The 17,892-nt window shown below is 73.1% G+C and carries 19 protein-coding genes and 2 pseudogenes; 4 read left to right on the top strand and 17 right to left on the bottom strand.

Features of this window, described 5'->3' with window-relative positions:
• From trpA to ACWJ6R_RS12845, 11 genes and pseudogenes are all read right to left on the bottom strand, one after another.
• Positions 1–766 (bottom strand): tryptophan synthase subunit alpha (gene trpA, locus ACWJ6R_RS12795; protein ID WP_449062426.1); only part of this gene is annotated, 766 nt, incomplete at its 3' end.
• Between the two features lie 70 nt (positions 767–836).
• Positions 837–2,042 (bottom strand): tryptophan synthase subunit beta, encoded by a 1,206-nt coding sequence (trpB, locus tag ACWJ6R_RS12800; protein ID WP_449062443.1) that lies wholly within the window; start codon positions 2,040–2,042, stop codon positions 837–839.
• A gap of 44 nt (positions 2,043–2,086) precedes the next feature.
• Positions 2,087–2,895: pseudogene (gene trpC / locus ACWJ6R_RS12805) on the bottom strand (indole-3-glycerol phosphate synthase TrpC).
• A gap of 227 nt (positions 2,896–3,122) precedes the next feature.
• The gene (locus tag ACWJ6R_RS12810) at positions 3,123–3,551 is read right to left on the bottom strand and encodes a DUF2752 domain-containing protein (RefSeq protein ID WP_449062427.1); all 429 of its coding nucleotides are present in this window, start codon (positions 3,549–3,551) and stop codon (positions 3,123–3,125) included.
• Between the two features lie 117 nt (positions 3,552–3,668).
• The gene (locus ACWJ6R_RS12815) at positions 3,669–4,064 is read right to left on the bottom strand and encodes a DUF4190 domain-containing protein (RefSeq protein ID WP_449062428.1); all 396 of its coding nucleotides are present in this window, start codon (positions 4,062–4,064) and stop codon (positions 3,669–3,671) included.
• A gap of 124 nt (positions 4,065–4,188) precedes the next feature.
• Positions 4,189–4,434 carry a hypothetical protein gene (locus ACWJ6R_RS12820; RefSeq protein WP_449062429.1) on the bottom strand — a complete coding sequence of 82 codons (246 nt, stop codon included), beginning with the start codon at positions 4,432–4,434 and terminating at the stop codon, positions 4,189–4,191.
• Positions 4,319–4,915, bottom strand: coding sequence for a Trp biosynthesis-associated membrane protein (locus ACWJ6R_RS12825; protein ID WP_449062430.1), 597 nt, complete (start codon positions 4,913–4,915; stop codon positions 4,319–4,321). Before ACWJ6R_RS12825 ends, ACWJ6R_RS12820 begins: the two co-directional genes overlap by 116 nt.
• On the bottom strand, positions 4,912–5,259 hold the full coding sequence (gene hisI / locus ACWJ6R_RS12830; protein ID WP_449062431.1) for a phosphoribosyl-AMP cyclohydrolase: 348 nt from the start codon (positions 5,257–5,259) through the stop codon (positions 4,912–4,914). The genes ACWJ6R_RS12825 and hisI overlap by 4 nt, the downstream gene beginning before the upstream one ends.
• A 160-nt stretch (positions 5,260–5,419) precedes the next feature.
• Positions 5,420–6,349 carry a polyphosphate kinase 2 gene (ppk2, locus tag ACWJ6R_RS12835; RefSeq protein WP_449062432.1) on the bottom strand — a complete coding sequence of 310 codons (930 nt, stop codon included), beginning with the start codon at positions 6,347–6,349 and terminating at the stop codon, positions 5,420–5,422.
• Between the two features lie 87 nt (positions 6,350–6,436).
• On the bottom strand, positions 6,437–8,236 hold the full coding sequence (locus tag ACWJ6R_RS12840) for an ABC transporter ATP-binding protein (RefSeq protein ID WP_449062433.1): 1,800 nt from the start codon (positions 8,234–8,236) through the stop codon (positions 6,437–6,439).
• The gene (locus tag ACWJ6R_RS12845) at positions 8,233–10,098 is read right to left on the bottom strand and encodes an ABC transporter ATP-binding protein (RefSeq protein WP_449062444.1); all 1,866 of its coding nucleotides are present in this window, start codon (positions 10,096–10,098) and stop codon (positions 8,233–8,235) included. The genes ACWJ6R_RS12840 and ACWJ6R_RS12845 overlap by 4 nt, the downstream gene beginning before the upstream one ends.
• A 175-nt stretch (positions 10,099–10,273) precedes the next feature.
• Here ACWJ6R_RS12845 and ACWJ6R_RS12850 point away from each other — a divergent pair, with 175 nt between their 5' ends.
• Positions 10,274–10,906: a TIGR03085 family metal-binding protein gene (locus tag ACWJ6R_RS12850; protein ID WP_449062434.1), complete on the top strand. Its 633-nt coding sequence runs from the start codon at positions 10,274–10,276 to the stop codon at positions 10,904–10,906.
• Between the two features lie 393 nt (positions 10,907–11,299).
• On the top strand, positions 11,300–11,482 hold the full coding sequence (locus ACWJ6R_RS12855) for a hypothetical protein (protein WP_449062435.1): 183 nt from the start codon (positions 11,300–11,302) through the stop codon (positions 11,480–11,482).
• A 98-nt stretch (positions 11,483–11,580) separates the two neighbouring features.
• Here ACWJ6R_RS12855 and ACWJ6R_RS12860 read toward each other — a convergent pair whose 3' ends face one another.
• The 3 genes from ACWJ6R_RS12860 to ACWJ6R_RS12870 form a co-directional block, all read right to left on the bottom strand.
• A complete protein-coding gene (locus ACWJ6R_RS12860) occupies positions 11,581–11,760 on the bottom strand; it encodes a hypothetical protein (protein WP_449062436.1) in 180 nt (59 codons plus the stop codon).
• A 184-nt stretch (positions 11,761–11,944) separates the two neighbouring features.
• A complete protein-coding gene (locus ACWJ6R_RS12865; protein WP_449062437.1) occupies positions 11,945–13,033 on the bottom strand; it encodes an ATP-binding protein in 1,089 nt (362 codons plus the stop codon).
• Positions 13,030–14,061: an MASE1 domain-containing protein gene (locus ACWJ6R_RS12870; protein ID WP_449062438.1), complete on the bottom strand. Its 1,032-nt coding sequence runs from the start codon at positions 14,059–14,061 to the stop codon at positions 13,030–13,032. Before ACWJ6R_RS12870 ends, ACWJ6R_RS12865 begins: the two co-directional genes overlap by 4 nt.
• 248 nt (positions 14,062–14,309) lie before the next feature.
• On the opposite strand from ACWJ6R_RS12870, the gene ACWJ6R_RS12875 reads away from it, so the two are divergent.
• Positions 14,310–14,903: a helix-turn-helix domain-containing protein gene (locus ACWJ6R_RS12875; RefSeq protein WP_449062439.1), complete on the top strand. Its 594-nt coding sequence runs from the start codon at positions 14,310–14,312 to the stop codon at positions 14,901–14,903.
• A gap of 108 nt (positions 14,904–15,011) precedes the next feature.
• Positions 15,012–15,884: a class I SAM-dependent methyltransferase gene (locus ACWJ6R_RS12880; RefSeq protein ID WP_449062440.1), complete on the top strand. Its 873-nt coding sequence runs from the start codon at positions 15,012–15,014 to the stop codon at positions 15,882–15,884.
• A gap of 184 nt (positions 15,885–16,068) precedes the next feature.
• Here ACWJ6R_RS12880 and hisF read toward each other — a convergent pair whose 3' ends face one another.
• The 3 genes and pseudogenes from hisF to ACWJ6R_RS12895 all read right to left on the bottom strand — a co-directional run.
• A complete protein-coding gene (gene hisF, locus ACWJ6R_RS12885) occupies positions 16,069–16,839 on the bottom strand; it encodes an imidazole glycerol phosphate synthase subunit HisF (protein ID WP_449062441.1) in 771 nt (256 codons plus the stop codon).
• A gap of 109 nt (positions 16,840–16,948) precedes the next feature.
• On the bottom strand, positions 16,949–17,668 hold the full coding sequence (gene priA / locus ACWJ6R_RS12890) for a bifunctional 1-(5-phosphoribosyl)-5-((5-phosphoribosylamino)methylideneamino)imidazole-4-carboxamide isomerase/phosphoribosylanthranilate isomerase PriA (RefSeq protein WP_449062442.1): 720 nt from the start codon (positions 17,666–17,668) through the stop codon (positions 16,949–16,951).
• Positions 17,669–17,673: 5 nt separating this feature from the next.
• Positions 17,674–17,892, bottom strand: a pseudogene (locus tag ACWJ6R_RS12895) (hypothetical protein); the annotation flags it as partial.

A 17,892-nucleotide genomic window follows, 5' to 3' on the forward strand; every position in this document is an offset into this window, starting at 1 on the left:
CGCGCGACTCGCGGACCGCCGCCAGACCGGAGGTCTCGTCGGCGGCGTCCAGGAGACGGCGGATGAACGCCGATCCCACGATCACGCCGTCGGCGTAGGCCGCGACCTCGGCGGCCTGCCTGCCGTTGCCGACCCCCAGGCCCACGCAGACGGGCAGGTCGGTGTGGGCGCGGGTCCGCTCGACCAGGCCCTGCGCCGACGAGCTGACCGACTCGCGGGCACCGGTGACGCCCATCAGCGAGGCCGCGTAGACGAAACCGGTGCAGCACTCGACGACGGCCTTGATGCGCTCGTCGGTGGAACTGGGCGCGACCAGGAAGACGGTGTCGATCCCGGCGGCGGCGCTGGCCTCCCGCCAGGGACCGGCCTCCTCCGGGGTCAGGTCCGGGGTGATGGTGCCCACGCCGCCCGCACTCGCCAGGTCGCGCGCGAACCGCTCGGCCCCGTAGCGGTCGATCGGGTTCCAGTAGGTCATGACGAGGGTGGCCGCGCCGGTCTTGGCCACGCCCTCGACCGTGCGCAGCACGTCGGCGATGCGGGTGCCGTTGCTCAGCGCCCGGTGCACCGCGTCCTGGATGGTCGGACCGTCCATGAGCGGGTCGGAGTAGGGCAGGCCGATCTCGATCACGTCGCAGCCCGCCTCCACCATGGCGGTGGCGGCCGCGATCGCGCCGTCCTTCGTCGGGAATCCGGCGGGGAGGTATCCGACGAGGGCTGCGCGGTCGTCCGCCTTCGCCTTGGCGAACACCGTCTGGAGAGTCGTCATGTTGGGTTCCGTTGCGGATCGGGGCCTTGGGCCCCCTCCGGACCGGGCCGGAGGGGAGGCGAGTCGGTCGTCAGAGGTCGAAGTACTTCATGGCGGTGCCCATGTCCTTGTCACCGCGGCCCGAGAGGTTGACCAGGATGGTCGCCTCGGGGCCCAGCTCGCGGCCGAGCTTGAGGGCCCCGGCCAGGGCGTGGGAGGACTCGATCGCCGGGATGATGCCCTCGGTGCGGGCCAGGAGCGCGAAGGCCTCCATCGCCTCGGCGTCGGTGACGCCGTGGTAGACGGCGCGGCCGCTGTCCTTCAGCCAGGCGTGCTCGGGGCCGACGCCGGGGTAGTCGAGCCCGGCGGAGATCGAGTGCGACTCGATCGTCTGGCCCTCCTCGTCCTGCAGGACGTAGGTGCGCGAGCCGTGCAGCACGCCGACCGAGCCCGCGGTGAGGGTGAGCGCGTGCTCGCCGGTCTCCAGGCCCCGGCCGCCGGCCTCGTAGCCGTGCAGCGCGACGCCGGAGTCCTCGATGAAGGCGTGGAAGATGCCGATCGCGTTCGAGCCGCCACCGACGGCCGCGCAGACCGCGTCCGGCAGGGCGCCGGTCAGCTCCAGGATCTGGCGGCGGGCCTCGACCCCGATGATGCGGGCGAAGTCGCGCACGATCTCGGGGAACGGGTGCGGACCGGCGATCGTGCCGAACAGGTAGTGGGTGCGGTCGACGTTGGTGACCCAGTCGCGGAACGCCTCGTTGATGGCGTCCTTGAGGGTCTGGCTGCCGTTGGTGACCGGGACGACCGTGGCGCCGAGCAGCTTCATCCGCGCCACGTTCAGCGCCTGGCGCTCGCAGTCGACGGCGCCCATGTAGATGACGCACTCCAGGCCCATCAGGGCGGCGGCGGTCGCGGTGGCGACGCCGTGCTGGCCGGCGCCGGTCTCGGCGATCACCCGCGTCTTGCCCAGGCGCTTGGTGAGCAGGGCCTGGCCGAGCACATTGTTGATCTTGTGTGCGCCGGTGTGGGTCAGGTCCTCGCGCTTGAGGATGATCCGGGCGCCGCCCGCCTGCTCGGCGAAGCGCGGCACCTCGGTGAGGGTGGTCGGCCGGCCGGCGTAGGTGCGCAGCAGCTGGTCGAACTCGCGGAGGAAGGCGGGGTCGTTCCTGGCCCGGTCGTACTCGGCGGCGACCTCGTCCAGCGCCGGGATGAGCGCCTCGGGCACGTAGCGGCCGCCGAAGATGCCGAACTTGCCCTGGGCGTCCGGATCGTCGCCGTGGACGCCGTGGCCTGCCAGGTCCGCCGCGGTGAGGATGGGCTCTTGCGTCGCTGTCACTTGTCTTACTGCCCCTCGGGTCGGGATGCGGGGTGGGCTCCGGCGGTGACCAGGTCCACGACGGCGGCCCGGGGGTCCTTGCCGGTCACCAGGCTCTCCCCGACCAGGACGGCGTCGGCGCCGGCCCGGGCGTAGGCGAGCAGGTCATGGGGGCCGCGCACACCCGATTCGGCGATCTTGATGATGCCTTCGGGGATCTCCGGCGCCAGCTTGGCGAACACCTCTCGGTCGACCTCGAGGGTCTTGAGGTTGCGCGCGTTGATGCCGATGATCCGGGCTCCGGCGTCCAGTGCCCGGTCGAGCTCCTCGGCGGTGTGCACCTCCACCAGCGGCGCCAGTCCGATCGACTCGGCCCGCTCGATGAGGGAGACCAGCGCGTTCTGGTCCAGCGCGGCCACGATCAGCAGCGCCAGGTCGGCGCCGTGGGCGCGGGCCTCCCAGAGCTGGTAGGAGGTGACGATGAAGTCCTTGCGCAGCACCGGGATGTCGACGACGGCGCGTACGGCGGCCAGGTCGTCGAGGCTGCCGCCGAAGCGGCGCTTCTCGGTCAGCACGCTGATGACGTGCGCGCCGCCGGCCTCGTAGTCGGCGGCCAGGGCCGCCGGGTCGGCGATCGCGGCCAGCGCGCCCTTCGACGGGCTGGAGCGCTTCACCTCCGCGATGACGGCCACCTGGTCGCCGCCGAGCGCCTTGTAGGCGTCGCGGGCGCCGGCGCCCGCTCTGCCCGCGCCTTGAGCTCGGACAGGGCCACGGTCTGCTGCCGCTCGGCCAGATCGGCGCGGACCCCGTCGATGATCTCGTCCAGCACGCTCATGAGACCTCCCCGCGAAGCCCGGAGGCCACGTCCGTGATCATCCTTGCACCCGTGGTCGGCTCGCTCACCGGGCCTCCTCCGTCGCCCTCGTTCGCAAGCTGCTGCGTCTGACGGCTCGCTCGCTCCGCTCGCTCACGGGTCAGGTCCCTCCCGATCGATTGCCCTTGTCCTGCCGATGCTATCGGCCTTGCCGAGGTCACCCCGCCACCGGGTGACGGGCGTGGTCGCTATGGCGCCAGGAAGTCCCCGAAAGGCAGATTTCGTCCTATCCAGAAAACGATCATCGTGCCCAGCAGCCACCACGCGTGCGCGGGACGGAGCCATCCCGCCGCGAACGGCAGGCCCCGCCAGGACCGCACCGCCCAGCGCCCCCAGAGCACCGCCAGGAGCGGCACCGCGGCCACGAGGAGCGGGTTGAGGCCGAGCGCCGTGACGGGATCGCCGTGGGCGAGCGCGTGCACGGCCCGCAGGCCGCCGCAGCCGGGACAGTAGAGTCCCGTCAGCGTCAGGAAGGGGCAGGAGGGGTAGTGGCCGGGCTCGTTCGGGTCCACCGCGCCCACCAGGGCGACCGCGATCCCCGCCGCCAGCGCCGTGCCCAGGGGCGCCGCCAGGGCCCGCCTTCCGGACCACCGCGCGCCCGCCGTCTCGCCCGTCACCCCGCCCCGGCCTCCTCGCCGTCCCGGCCCGACCGGGTATTCCGCCGGTGGCCGTCCGTCACCCGGCCACGATACTCAACTCGCGGGGGGACGCCCGTCAGCACACGCGGGTGTCCGTCAGGGGGCGTAACCCGAGGTAGCGGCGACTCCGAGCCCCCACCAGCCGAGCAGCAGCGCGAAGACGAGCAGCAGGAGCCACCCGGCGATGCCGAAATAGGACAGGATCAGGCCGGCGACGCCCAGGCCGCGTCCCTCCTCGCCCGTCCGCTTGATCTGGCTCAGCGAGACGTGTCCGAGCACGATGCCCACGAGCGAGGTGACGCCGCAGGAGAAGAGCCCGATGATGCCCATGATCAGCGAGGCGACGGCCATGCCGTTGTTGCCGCGGGGCGGGGGCGGGCCGCCGTAGCCGTAGGGGTCGTAGCCGCCTCCGGGCGGCGGCCCGCCGTAGCCGCCGGGAGGCCCGTATCCCCCGGGAGGTCCGTAACCGCCCGACTGATTCCCGTAGCTCATGAATCACTCCTCTTCATCCGGGTTGCGGGCGGCAGCCTAGCGACAACGTACCTGTTCCCGGCGGGTACGGCCGCCCTGTGGGCAAGTTGTGATCCGGGGGCCGGGACCATCCGGATGACCGGGGTCAGCGCTCCCCTCGCACCGGCCCTCCGGCCGGGCTCGGGAAGGAGTCGCCGGACGATCCCGCGCCCCGGTCTCCGGGCGCGCCGTCCGACGGGCCGCCGTCCCGATCACCGACCCGATCACCGACCCGATCACCGGCCGGGTCGTCGGTCGGGTCGGCTCCGCGGTCGATCGCGTCCCACATCGTCCGCTCGGTGACCGGCCCCGCGCCGGAGCCGCGCTCCGAACGGTCGTACCGGCCGGACATGCCGGGCCAGCGGGGTCCCCGTCAGGGCCGCCGCCACCCCCGCGGCCAGCAGGACCAGCCCGCCCGCCGCCGCGACTGCGGGCCATGTCCAGCGGACCGTGAAGGCGTCGAGGGCGAAGTCCCCGCCCGCGGCCGCGGCCCTGGCCAGGTTCGCCTCCATCACCGCGGCCGGCGCACCGGCCGTCCCGTTCCAGACGCCGGCGAGCACGCCCAGCCCGCAGAGCGCGATCACCGCGCCGACCGCCCGGCGCGCCCCGCCGCCCGTGGCGAGCACGGCGACCATCGCCGCGAGCACGGCCAGCGCCACCGGGCTCAGGAAGGACACGATCCCGGAACCCGTCAGGACGGGCGGCTCGGCACCGCCCGCCCCCACGCCTCCGGAGCCGGGCACGACCCACTCGCGGCCGGCGGCCAGCAGCACCGCCCCGGCCCCGGCCGCGCAGGCCGCCACCCATGTCCACAGCTCCCGGCGGGCGTTCACGCCGGGGTCACCGGCAGCTCGTCCGCGTCGAAGCAGGTGCGGTCGCCGGTGTGGCACGCCGCGCCCACCTGGTCGACCTTGAGCAGGATCGTGTCCCCGTCGCAGTCCAGGGCCGCCGACTTGACGTGCTGGACGTGGCCGGAGGTGTCGCCCTTCACCCAGTAGGAGCCGCGGCTGCGCGACCAGTAGGTGGCCCGGCCGGTGGTGAGCGTGCGGTGCAGGGCCTCGTCGTCCATCCAGGCGAGCATCAGCACCTCGCCGGTGTCGTACTGCTGGACGATGGCGGGCACCAGCCCGTCGGCGGTGCGCTTCAGCCGGGCCGCGATGGCGGGGTCAAGGGACATGCGGCAATTGTGCCGCAGCCGGAAACGTGCGGCGGCCCGCCCCCGCCGGGCGGCCCCTACAGCACACCGGAACGGCCCGCCCCGCCGGGCGGCCCCTCCACCGTGCCGGGAACGGCCCCCCACCCGCCGGCCGCGCACTCGGTCTCACGGGGCGGAACACCTAGCGCACGCGGTCGTCGTCCAGCACGTCGGCGGCCTTGACCACGATCTTCGGGTCGGGGGTCCCGACGACCTCGTGGTCCTTGTTCTCGTACTCGAACAGGCTCAGCACGTGCCGCATGGCCTCGATCCTGGCCCGCTTCTTGTCGTTGCTCTTGACCACCGTCCACGGCGCCTCGTCCGTGTCGGTGTGCAGGAACATGTCCTCCTTGGCCTCGGTGTAGTCGGCCCACTTGTCCAGCGACTCCAGGTCCATCGGCGAGAGCTTCCACTGCCGGACCGGGTCGACCTGGCGGATCAGGAAGCGGGTCCGCTGCTCCTTGCGCGACACCGAGAACCAGAACTTCACCAGGTGGACGCCGTCGCGGACCAGCATGCGCTCCAGTTCGGGGGCCTGCCGCATGAACTCCAGGTACTGCTCCGGGGTCGCGAAGCCCATCACCCGCTCCACGCCGGCGCGGTTGTACCAGGAGCGGTCGAAGAAGACCATCTCCCCCGCGGCGGGCAGGTGGGCGACGTAGCGCTGGAAGTACCACTGGGTGCTCTCGCGCTCGCTGGGCTTCTCCAGCGCGACCACGCGCGCGCCGCGCGGGTTGAGGTGCTCCATGAACCGCTTGATCGTGCCGCCCTTGCCCGCCGCGTCGCGTCCTTCGAACAGGATCACCAGCCGGCCGCCGGTGTCCTTGATCCAGTACTGCAGCTTGAGCAGCTCGATCTGGAGCAGCCGCTTGACCCGGTCGTACTCCTCCCGGGACAGGCGCGCGTCGTAGGGGTAGTGCTCGCGCCAGGTGTCCACGGGGCTGCCGTCCCGCCGCCTCAGCACGGGGTCGTCGTCGTCATCGTCGTCGACCAGGAAGTCGTCCAGGTCGTCCATCAGATCACTCTCGGCCACGGCCGAGCGCACTCCCGGGGGCAGCAGGTTCGCGTCCATACCCGCCCCCTGCCACCAGAAGCACGCTTTAACCCTGAGACATGTCCCTTTTGTGGGGATTTCTTCCGGTGATTCGCAACCTCTGCTTCACGACCGGGCGGCCGACACCCAGGACGCGTGCAGGTCGGCGTAGACCCCGGGCCGCGCCACCAGCTCGGCGTGCGGCCCGCGCTGGACGATCCGGCCCCGGTCGAAGACCAGCACCTCGTCCGCGGCCTCGGCGGTGGACAGCCGGTGCGCGATGGAGACCGCGGTACGGCCCCGCGTGACGCCCTCCAGGGCGCGCGCCAGCCGTACCTCCGTCGCCGGGTCCACCGCGGAGGTGGCCTCGTCCAGCAGGAGCAGGTCGGGGTCGGCGAGGTAGGCGCGGGCCAGCGCGACGAGCTGGCGCTCGCCCGCCGAGAGCGACTCACCGCGCTGGCCGACCGGGGTGGCCAGGCCGGCGGGCAGCCCCTCCAGCCAGTCGGCCAGGCCCAGCTCGGTCAGGGCCAGCCCGATCTCCTCGTCGGTCGCCGACGGGCGGCCGAAGCGGATGTTGTCGGCCAGCGTGCCGTCGAACAGGAAGCCGTCCTGCGGGACCATGACGATCCGCTCGCGCAGCGAGGAGAAGCGCACCTTGCGCAGGTCCTCGCCGTCCACGACGACCCGCCCGGAGACCGGGTCCATCAGCCGGGTGAGCAGCTTGGCGAAGGTCGTCTTGCCGGAGCCGGTCTCCCCCACCACCGCGATCCGCGAGCGCGGCGGGATGTCGACCGAGACGTCGCTCAGCACCGCGGGCCCGCCGGGGTAGGCGAAGCCGACCTCCTGGAAGGAGACGGAGATGGGCCCGCGCGGCAGGTCGACGCCGTCCCCGCCCGGGTCGGCGACGTCCGGCGGGGTGTCGAGCACGCCCAGGACCCGCCGCCAGCCGGCGATCGCGTTCTGCGCCTCGTTGAGCACCTCGGTGGCGATCTGCATCGGGGAGATGAACAGCGTGATCAGGAAGAGGAAGGCGACCAGCCGCCCCTCGGAGATGTCACCGTCCACGCCCAGCCGCACGCCGAGCAGCACCACTCCGGCCACGGCCACGGCGGCCACGATCTCGGTCAGCGGGAAGACGGTCGCGACGATCTTCTGGGTGCGGGCCTGGGCGGTCTTGTTGGCCTCGATCGCGGTGTCCAGCCGCTCGGCCGTGCGGGCCTCGGCGCCGTAGGCGCGGATCACCGCCGCGCCGACGACCGACTCGCCGACCGCGGAGAGCATGTCGCCGGTCCGCTCGCGGACGCGGGTGTAGGCGGCCGACAGCCACCGCTGGAAGCGCGGCATCGCGGCCATGAGCGGCAGGAAGCAGATCCAGACCAGCAAGCCGAGCTGCCAGGAGTAGACGAACATCAGCACGCTGGCCACGAGCAGCTGGCCCAGCGCGACGATGATCATCAGACCGCCCCACTGCATGAAGGCGCTGATCTGGTCGACGTCGCCGGTGACCCGCGAGACCAGCGCGCCGCGCCGCTCGGAGTTCTGGGTGAGCACCGACAGGTCGTGCACGTGCCGGAAGCCGCGCACCCGGAGCGTGGCCAGCGAGGACTCGGTCGCCTTGTACAGGCGGACGTTCATCAGGTAGCCGCAGAACGCGGTGAGCACCACCGCCGCGGCGCAGACCGCCACGACCGTGCGGATGTAGGCCACATCGGGCACGGGACCCTCCAGGCCCCGGTCCATGGTCTGCTGCACGGCGATCGGCACGATCACCTTGCCGACCGTGGCGAGCACCGCCAGCGCGAACGTGCCCGCCAGCCCCTTGCGGATCTCCGGCGTGAGGGACAGCCCGTGCCGCACGGTCGCGATCGCGGACCGCTCGACGCCCCGCAGGCCCTGGGTCCCGGGAGTCTCCTGCAGTGTCGTCACGCGCTGATCTCCTCGTCGGTGCTGATCTCGCCGGCGGACAGTCCCCCGCCGGACCTCCCCGCCGCCCCTCCGCCGGTCTCCCCGCCGGTCTCCTCGTCGGCGCCGAGCGCCTCCCGCTCGGCCTCCTCGCGCTCGTAGGCGGTGACCAGGTTGCGGTATCCCTCGCAGCGGGCCAGCAGCTCGTCGTGCGGGCCGCGGTCGACGACGCGGCCGTGCTCGAGGTAGACGACCTCGTCGGCCAGGGCGATGGTGGCCATCCGGTAGGCCACCACCACCACGGTCGAGGCCGCCGACGTGGCGGCGGCGTCCCGCAGGCCGTACAGGATCTTCGCCTCCACCTGGGGGTCGACGCTGGAGGTCGCGTCGTCCAGGACCAGCAGCCTCGGGCGGCGGACCAGCGCGCGGGCCAGCGCCAGGCGCTGGCGCTGGCCGCCCGACAGGCTGGTGCCGCGCTCCCCGACCTTGGTGTCGAGCCCGGCGGGCAGGGCGCTGACGAACCCCTCGGCCTGGGCCAGGCGCAGCGCCGCCCAGACCTCCTGGTCGTCGATCGGCAGGCCCAGGGTGATGTTGCCGCGGACCGTGTCGTCGAACAGGAACGTCTGCTGCGGCACCAGCGCCACCACGTCGCTGACCGCGCCGCGCGCCGCCTCGCGCAGGTCCGTGCCGTCGACGAGCACGGCCCCCTGCGCCGGGTCGACGAGCCGGACGAAGGTCTGCACGAGCGTGGACTTGCCGGAGCCGGTGGGCCCGACCAGGGCGGTCGTACGGCCCGGCTCGACCTCGAAGCCCACCCCCGACAGGACCGGGACGTCCCCGTAGGCGTAGCCGAGGTCGCGCACCTCCAGCCGGGCCGGGGCGTCCCCGGCCAGAGTGGCGGTGCCGTACTCCATGGAACCGGTGGCCGCCAGCACCTCCTGGACCCGCTCGTAGCCGACGACGGCGCGGGGCAGCTCGGCGAGCACCCAGCCGAGGGCGCGGATCGGGAAGGCCAGCAGGGTGAACAGGTAGGCGACCTGGACCAGGGTCCCGGCGGTGATCGCGCCGCCCTCCAGCCGGGCCGCGCCGACCAGCAGCACGGCCAGCACGCCGAGGGTGGGCAGGGCCTCCAGCATCGGGTCGAACAGGCCCCGCACGCGCCCCACCGCGATGTTGGCGTCGCGCAGCCGCTCGGCCCTGGCCTGGAACCTGGCGGTCTCGGCGTCCTCCCGGCCGAGGGTCTTGACGACCAGCGCCCCGTCGAAGCTCTCGTGCGCGATCTCGCTGACCTCGGCGCGCAGCTGCTGGGCGCGGGTGGCCAGCGGGCTGAGCCTGCGCTGGTAGACGAGGTTGAGCAGGGCGATGGCCGGGAAGATCAGGAAGCCGACGAGGGCGAGCGGCAGGTCGGTCAGGACGAGCGCGACCGCGGCGGTGACCAGCATGACGACCACGCCGACGGCCATCGGCAGCGGGGCCAGCGGGGCCCAGGCGGCCTCGGCGTCGGCGCTGGCGTTGGAGAGCAGCTGGCCGGTCGGGTGCCGGTGGTGCCAGGCCAGCGGGAGCCTGAGGTACTGGCGGGTGACGTCCCGCCGGGAACGGGCCTGCATGCGGTACTGCATGACGCCGGCGAAGAACCGCCGGCCGGCCACGCCCAGCGCCTTGAGCAGCGCGGTGCCGACGATGAGGAGCACGCCCGCCGCGACCGTGCCGGCGGCGGCCTCACCCTGGCGGAACGCGGGCAGCACGACGTTCTCGGTGGCCCAGCCCAGCGCCCACGCCGACGCGACCGTCATCGCGCCGTAGACGGAACTGGCCAGCACCGCGGCGGTGAAGACCGCCTTCTCCGCTCGGATGGCCACCCCCAGAACGCGGAGCCCTTGACGCATGACGGCGGACGTCGCCTTGCTCGCCACTCGGAGGGTGTCCTTTCGCCGGGGATGTCGTTACCTATGTGAGTATCACGCCGGGGCGACACGTTATTCCCGCCGCGACCGCCTCTCCATGATCGGCGGGACGGCTCCCCGGCGGTTGCTCGCGCAACGGCCTTGTTAGGATCACAGGATGAACCACGCCCGCGCCGAGCGCGCAGAGCTCAGCGACCTGCTCGTCCGGCTCGGCCCGGACGCCCCCACGCTCTGCGAGGGCTGGACCGCCTTCGACCTCGCCGCCCACCTCGTGCTGCGGGAGCGCCGCCTGGACGCCGCCCCCGGCATCGCCCTGGCCCCGCTGGCGGGATACACCGCCCGGGTGCAGGAGTCGCTCAAGGCCGACCGCGGCTTCGGCGGGCTGGTGGAGCTCGTCCGCTCCGGTCCCGGCGGGATCTACGGGCTGGTCCCCGGCATGGACGCCGCCGTGAACACCATGGAGCTGTTCGTCCACCACGAGGACCTGCGCCGGGCGCAGCGCGTGTGGGAGCCCCGCGGGCTCTCCGCCGACCTGGAGGAGCTGTTCTGGAAGCGGGTCCGCGCGGGGCGGGGGCTGTTCCTGCGCAAGGCCCCGGTCGGCGTCGTCCTGCACCGGATCGGCGGCGGCGTCGCCCTCGGCGGCGCCAAGGAGGGCCCGAAGGTCGAGGTGAGCGGCCCGGCGAGCGAGCTGCTGCTGTTCTGCTTCGGGCGGCAGGCCCACGCCAGGGTGGAGCTCAGCGGTGACGAGGCCGCCGTGGCCCGCCTGATGGACGCCTCCCTGGGCGTCTGAGCGGACCCCGTGGAGGGCCGTCCGCCCCGGACGGCGGATCCGGCCTCCGCCCCGGCGCCGGCGAGACCGTGATCCCGGGCGCGGCGACGGGGCCACAGGCGGGCCGGCGGACCCGTCTCGCCAGCCGGGAGCGGGGGTCCGTCCTCTGGTCACAGCGTCGGTGCTCATCTTCGCGATCCCGCTGCCGCCGGTCGCCCTTCCGATATACCTTGCACTCCGGGTTGGACAACGGCGGCGCTCCCTGCGCACCATGACGAGGAGGGGACCGACCATGCCAATCCCGCGATCCGGCCATGGCTCGCCCCGGCGCGCCAGGTATGATCATCAAGATCCGGGAGCCACCCGGGCCGAAGATGCCAGAGATCCTTAAAATCAGGGTATATACGGCTGGGAATGGAACTGCAGGAGGCCCCCATGCAGGTCAAGAAGATCGCCACCTACGCAGCGGTGGCGTTCGTGGCCTTTTATCTGTTCAGCCGACCCGCCGAGGCCGCGTCAGCGGTCAACGGGGTCTTCGACGGCATCATCCAGGGGGCCGATCGGCTGGCCCTGTTCTTCACGAACGTACTGAGCTGACCGCCGGCGAAGGTCCGCTTCGCCCTGATCCCTTTCTCTTCTCCCCGCGCTCCCGAACGTTCCATCCGGGAGCGCGGCACCCCCGGATCCCCGCGACGTCAGTCGCCGTCCCCGTCGTTGTCGGTCTCCCCGTCGTTCTCGACGCCGGGCGCCGAGGTCTCGACCACGTCAGGGCCGTCGCCGTCGTCCTCACCGCCGCCGCAGCCGCCGAGCAATCCGGTGAAGGCGGCCATCGCCAACGCGGCCGCCGCCGCCCGCCGGGCAGATGTTCCGAGCATTCCCGACCTCCTGGTCATCTCAAGCTCCGTGGTCTCGCACGGCGCACCGCCGCGCCGTGCGTGAGCCTCTCCCCGTGACGCCGACGGCCAAACACCGATCCCGCACAACCCGGGTCCGGACCGTCGCCCGCGCCCCGCACGGCGCCGCGGGCGGCGCGTCCCGCAAGCGGCTGACCGGCCCGGTTCACCCGGTCGTATCACCGGAGGCGGCGGGCAGCGTGAAGTGGAACCGCGATCCCCCTGCCGGGTCGTCCTCCACCCCGATCGTGCCGCCGTGCCGTTCGACGATCCGCTTGCAGATGGCCAGGCCGAGCCCGCTGCCGCTGTAGGAGCGGCCCTCGTGCGCCCGGCGGAAGCTCTGGAAGATCGCCTCGTGCTGTCCCTGCGGGATCCCGATGCCCCGGTCGGCGACCTCGACGCGGACCCACCCCGGCCGCTCGGCCGCGGAGGTGACGGTGATCTCCGGCCGCTCGCCCGGGGCGGTGTACTTCACCGCGTTGCCGATCAGGTTGTCCAGCAGCTGGCGCAGCAGCACCCGGTCGGCCCGGACCGCGGCCAGCTCGCCGATGTGGAACACCGGGGCCTGCCCGCGGCCCTCAGCCCCCGGCGGGAGGTCGCCGCGGGCCGCGGCGACCTCCCGCACGATACGCCCGAGGTCGATCGGGACGGGGGTGATGGGCGCGTCCCGCGCGGCGGTGTGCGCCAGCAGGTCCTGGATCAGCTCCCGCATCCGCGCCGAAGCCTGCCGGATGCGGGCGATGCTGTCACCGGTCCCGCCCGCCGCGTCGTCTCCGGGGAGCGCCTCGACGGCGTCGGACAGGATCTCCACCCAGCCGTCGATGGTGCCCAGCGGGTTGAGCAGGTCGTGGGCCACCACCCCGGCGAAGGCCGCCAGCTCGTCGCGGTGCCGCCGCTCGTCGGTGACGTCGTGGAGGAGCACGACCGCCCTCGTGGGATCGGAGGGCAACCGGGTGGCGCTGATGTTGAGCATGCGCCCGTCGGCGTCGCTGCCCGGGGCGCGTACCAGCACGTCCATGTCGCGGACCTCGTGCCCGGCCAGGGCCAGCGTGGACGGCGACCGCCGCCCGCCGATGGGCGTGCCGTCGGGATGCAGCAGCTCCCAGGCGTCCGCGGCGGTCAGGGAGCCGGCGGTGCCCAGCAGGCGCCGGGCGGCCGGGTTGCTCATGACGAACCTCCCGGCGTCGTCGATGACCGCCAGTCCGTCGTGCATCGACTCGACGATCGCCGTCAGCATCCCGGCCTGGGCGATCACCTCCTTCTCGGCCGCGGCCGCCGCCGGTCCAGCACGTCGCGCTCGTCGCGGCCGAGAGCCAGCGCCAGGCCGACCACGGTGATCACCCCGACGAAGATCTGCGCCACCAGCACCCGGGCCACGGGCGAGGCGGCCACCGTGAACGGGCCCCTGCCGTACACGGTGAAGACGATCGCCACCATGCCGGTGACCAGGCTGTGCAGGGCGACGAGAGCGGTGCTGAACCGCACCGCGGCCCAGACCGTCACCGCGATCAGCAGGAACGCCAGCGGCAGATCATGACTGACACCGAACGTCACGAGGTAGGACGCCGCCGACACCGCCAGCAAGGCGCAGCACTCGACGAGCCGCCAGCCGCCGGCCCGGTCCGCCGCCTCGCGCACCGCCTGCCACGGCGAGGCCCGCCGCCGGGCATGGGCCCACCGGTCGAGCAGGCGCCCCAGGCACAGGCCCAGCGCGGGGATCGCCATCATGCTCACCAGGTTGCGCGCCCACCACGCCACGGCGCCCGGGACCGACCACTGGCCGGTGAGCACGCCCAGCGCGGTGGGGACGACCAGCCCGCCGACCGCCGCCCCGACGGCCGCGGCCGCCAGCAGCCCCCACAGATGCCGCACCTGCTCGAAACCCGTCGGCGAACGGGAGGCCTGCAGATCCGGGCAGGTCCGAGCGATCACCTTCAGGAACACCAGGATCTGCGCCAGGTTCACCGCGGTGAAGAAGGCGGCGGACGGCAGGGTCGCGCCGGTCAGCAGGTTGACGACGATGAAGATCGTCACCATGGTCAGCGCGTCCAGCCACCGGGACCGCTCGTGCCGCTGCACCAGCAGCCACAGCGCCCCCGTTCCGGCCGCCGGCCACACCAGGCCGAAGATCTCCCCACCGGCCAGCTCCAGCCGCCCGGCCAGCATCGCGACCACGTGCAGCACGGCGAACCCCGCGGTACGGCGCAGCGCCGCACCACCGCCGGACATCAGCGGGCCGCCCGCGGCGCCGGCCCCCCACGACCCGCACGGCACGGACGCCACCGCACCGGCCACCGGATCGTCAACGTCGTCACAGGCGTCTCATCCCCACCGATCCGGGGCGCTATCCGACCGCAGGTGCCCGACCTCACCGCGGCCGACCCGGCGCGGTCCCCCGGGCAGTGCGTCGCTCGCGTTCGGGGCAGCCGGTCTTGGCCTCCTGCCTTTCACCCGTGCACGGCTCCGGACGCTCCAGGCCAGCTGCACACGACGCCACCCTCGCGTTGCATCGAGAGCATAGAGTTTTGCCCATGACGCAAGAAGACAGAGAGCTGGACGGCCTCGTACGCAAACGCATCCGCGCTCTGCGGGTGGCGCAGGGCTGGTCCCTGGAAGAACTGGCCACCCGCGCCAACCTCAGCCAGTCCTCACTGAGCCGCATCGAGAACGGCCGGCGCCGCCTCGCGCTGGACCAGCTGGTCGTCCTGGCCCGTGCCCTGGACACCACGCTGGATCAGCTCGTGGAGACCGCCGCCGACGATGTCGTCACCAGCCCGATGATCGACGGCGCCCACGGCCTGATGCGGTGGTCCATCAAGGGCGATCCCGGCATGAGCGTGGTGCGCCAGCGCATGACCGAACCACCGCCCGACAATCCGGCGCGCATGCGCGCCCACGCGGGACGCGAATGGCTCGTCGTCCTGTCCGGCACCGCGGTCCTCATGCTCGGCCACCGCCGCTTCCGCATCGAGACCAACCAGGCCGCCGAGTTCCCCACGATGATGCCCCACGCGATCGGCGCCGAGGGCGGCCCCTGCGAGATCCTGGGCATCTTCGACCGCGACGCCCGCCGCGGTCACCAGCGCGAGAACAGCGGCTGCGACGCTCAGGACACCGGTGAATGACCGCGCGTGACGGTGGCATCTTGCGCGTCGGGCAGCACATCCGGCCATTGTCTTGCCTGAATCGAGAGCGGTTGTGCTTCAGGCGCATGACCGCCCTACCTTGAAGGTATGAACCGAACGCACCCGCACACCCCGCGCCACGACGCTCAGCACGATCACCACCGGGAGCATGATTCCGGCGGCCAAGCGGAGATCCTCGACCTGGACGCCGAGGTCCTCGCCGAACACCTGGCGTCCATCACCGCTTGGCTGCCGCTGGAGAGCGAGCCGCGCCAGATCGTGGACCTGGGCTGCGGCACCGGCGCGGGAACCTTCGCGCTCCTCGAACGCTTCCCCGGCACACACGTCACCGCCGTCGACACCTCGGCCGGGCACCTCCGGCTCCTGCGCGAGAAGGCACGCGCCCGCGGTGCCGAGGGGCGCGTGCGGACCGTGCAGGCCGATCTCGACGCCGACCGCTGGCCCGACCTCGGCACGCCGGACCTGGTGTGGGCCTCGGCTTCGATGCACCACATGGCCGACCCCGACCGCGCCCTCCGGAGCGTCCGCGAACTGCTCGCCCCCGGCGGCCTGTTCGCCGTCGTGGAGCTCGCGGGTTTCCCCCGCTTCCTCCCCGCCCATGCTCCGGAGAACCGGCCCGGCCTCGAAGAACGCGCCCATGCGGCGACCGACGCCTTCCACGCCGAGCACGTTCCGCACCGCGGCGCCGACTGGGGCCCGATGCTGACGGCCGCCGGCTTCACCGTCGAGGCCGAGCGCACCGTCACCGTCGACATCGAAGGTGGGCGCAGCGAAGCGATCGGCCGCTACGCCTACGGCAGCCTGCAGCGCATCCGCGGCGTCGCCGCACCCGCCCTCAGCCCCGAGGATCTCGCCGCACTCGACGAGCTCCTGGACACCGGCAGCCCGAACAGCCTGCTGCGCCGCGAGGATCTCGCCGTACGCACCGAGCGCACCGTCTGGGCCGCCCGCCGCGCCTGACACCCGGCGAACGGCGCACCGCCGGAGCAGGAGGCCTGACCGTGACGGCCAAGGCCGTCGGCGGAGTGCGGGTGGCCGGCAGCCTGGTCGCTCGACGGGAAGCCGCCCATCAACCGCGCCGACGACCCCGCGGGTCAGCGCAACCGGACAACGCTGGATGCCAGACGTGCAGGCCCACCGGGACTCAGCGGACGGGGTGGCCCCCCGTCCGGAGGGCGTCCTTCACGTCGACGATCTTGAGCTGGCCGAAGTGGAACACCGACGCCGCCAGGACCGCGTCGGCCCCCGCCTCCACCGCCGGGGCGAAGTGCTCCACGGCCCCGGCCCCGCCGCTGGCGATGACCGGGACGGAGACGGCCGCGCGGACGGCCCGGATCATCTCCAGGTCGTAGCCGTCGCGGGTGCCGTCACCGTCCATGGAGTTGAGCAGGATCTCCCCCACGCCCAGCTCCTCGCCCCGCCGCGCCCACTCGACCGCGTCGATGCCGGTGCCGCGGCGGCCGCCGTGCGTGGTCACCTCGAACCCGGACGCGGTCGGCGGGCCGTCGACGACCCGGCGGGCGTCCACCGAGAGCACGACGCACTGCGCGCCGTACCGCCGGGAGGCCTCGGTCAGCAGTTCCGGCCGGGCGATGGCGGCGGTGTTCAGCGAGACCTTGTCCGCCCCGGCGCGCAGCAGCCGGTCGACGTCCTCGACCGCGCGCACCCCCCCGCCGACGGTCAGCGGGATGAACACCTGCTCGGCCGTACGGCGCACCACGTCGTACATCGTGGACCGGTCGGAGCTGGACGCGGTGATGTCCAGGAACGTCAGCTCGTCGGCGCCCTCGGCGTCGTAGCGCCGGGCCAGCTCGACCGGGTCGCCGGCGTCGCGCAGGTTCTCGAAGTTGACGCCCTTGACCACCCGCCCGGCGTCCACGTCCAGGCAGGGGATCACTCGCACCGCGACGCTCACGCGCGGGCTCCTTTCGCTAGAGAGGTCCCAGAGGAGACCAGCGGCTCAGAGGGGCCGAGGCCCGGCCGGTCGAGAGGCCCGGGGACCGGAGACCGGAAGTCCGGGGGTCTCAGGAGACCGCGGCCAGGGCTTCCTCGAGGGTGAACGCCCCGGCGTACAGGGCCTTGCCGACGATCGCGCCCTCCACCCCTGCCGGGACCAGCGCCGCCAGGGCGCGCAGGTCGTCGAGGGAGGAGACGCCGCCGCTGGCCACGACCGGCTTGCCGGTGCGGGAGCAGACCTCGCGCAGCAGGTCGAGGTTGGGGCCGGTCAGGGTGCCGTCCTTGGTGACGTCGGTGACGACGTAGCGGGAGCAGCCGTCGGCCTCCAGCCGCTCCAGCACCTCCCACAGGTCGCCGCCCTCCTTGGTCCAGCCGCGGCCGGCCAGGGTGGTGCCGCGCACGTCCAGGCCGATCGCGACGCGGTCGCCGTACTCGGCGATGATCTTCGAGCACCAGTCGGGGTTCTCCAGTGCCGCGGTGCCGATGTTGACGCGGCGGCAGCCGGTGGCCAGGGCGAGCTCCAGCGAGGCGTCGTCGCGGATGCCGCCGGACATCTCGACCTTGACGTCGACCGCCTTGACCACGGAGGCCAGCAGCTCCCGGTTGGAGCCCCGGCCGAAGGCCGCGTCGAGGTCGACCAGGTGGATCCACTCGGCTCCGGCCTCCTGCCAGGCGAGCGCGGCCGAGAGCGGGTCGCCGTAGGACGTCTCGGTTCCGGCCTCGCCCTGGACCAGGCGGACCGCCCGGCCGTCGGCGACGTCCACGGCGGGCAGCAGCTCTAGCGACATCTTGTTCAAGACCTCCGGTCGAATACGACGGTGACGAGCACCGGTACGAGCATCAGGGACAGCAGGAGCGTGCCGAGCCTCGCGGCCCACGAGGACCAGAGCAGCCATGCGATCACCTGGACGATGAGGAACAGCACCGCCACCACGCCGTTCTGCGCGCGGCGGCGGCGGGCGATGATGCCGCGCTGCCCGGCGATCCGCACGGGCCGGCGCGGCAGCAGCGC

The sequence above is a fragment of the Planomonospora algeriensis genome (assembly GCF_977012225.1).

Coding starts and splice junctions, on each gene's coding strand:
- ACWJ6R_RS12820 (WP_449062429.1), bottom strand. CDS start 4,434: ATGTCCGGCCGGTACGACCGTTCGGAGCGCGGCTCCGGCGCGGGGCCG.
- ACWJ6R_RS12875 (WP_449062439.1), top strand. CDS start 14,310: ATGACGCAAGAAGACAGAGAGCTGGACGGCCTCGTACGCAAACGCATC.
- hisI (WP_449062431.1), bottom strand. CDS start 5,259: ATGTCCCTTGACCCCGCCATCGCGGCCCGGCTGAAGCGCACCGCCGAC.
- ACWJ6R_RS12850 (WP_449062434.1), top strand. CDS start 10,274: ATGAACCACGCCCGCGCCGAGCGCGCAGAGCTCAGCGACCTGCTCGTC.
- ACWJ6R_RS12855 (WP_449062435.1), top strand. CDS start 11,300: ATGGAACTGCAGGAGGCCCCCATGCAGGTCAAGAAGATCGCCACCTAC.
- ACWJ6R_RS12880 (WP_449062440.1), top strand. CDS start 15,012: ATGAACCGAACGCACCCGCACACCCCGCGCCACGACGCTCAGCACGAT.
- ACWJ6R_RS12815 (WP_449062428.1), bottom strand. CDS start 4,064: ATGAGCTACGGGAATCAGTCGGGCGGTTACGGACCTCCCGGGGGATAC.
- priA (WP_449062442.1), bottom strand. CDS start 17,668: ATGTCGCTAGAGCTGCTGCCCGCCGTGGACGTCGCCGACGGCCGGGCG.
- ppk2 (WP_449062432.1), bottom strand. CDS start 6,349: ATGGACGCGAACCTGCTGCCCCCGGGAGTGCGCTCGGCCGTGGCCGAG.
- ACWJ6R_RS12860 (WP_449062436.1), bottom strand. CDS start 11,760: ATGCTCGGAACATCTGCCCGGCGGGCGGCGGCGGCCGCGTTGGCGATG.
- ACWJ6R_RS12845 (WP_449062444.1), bottom strand. CDS start 10,098: ATGCGTCAAGGGCTCCGCGTTCTGGGGGTGGCCATCCGAGCGGAGAAG.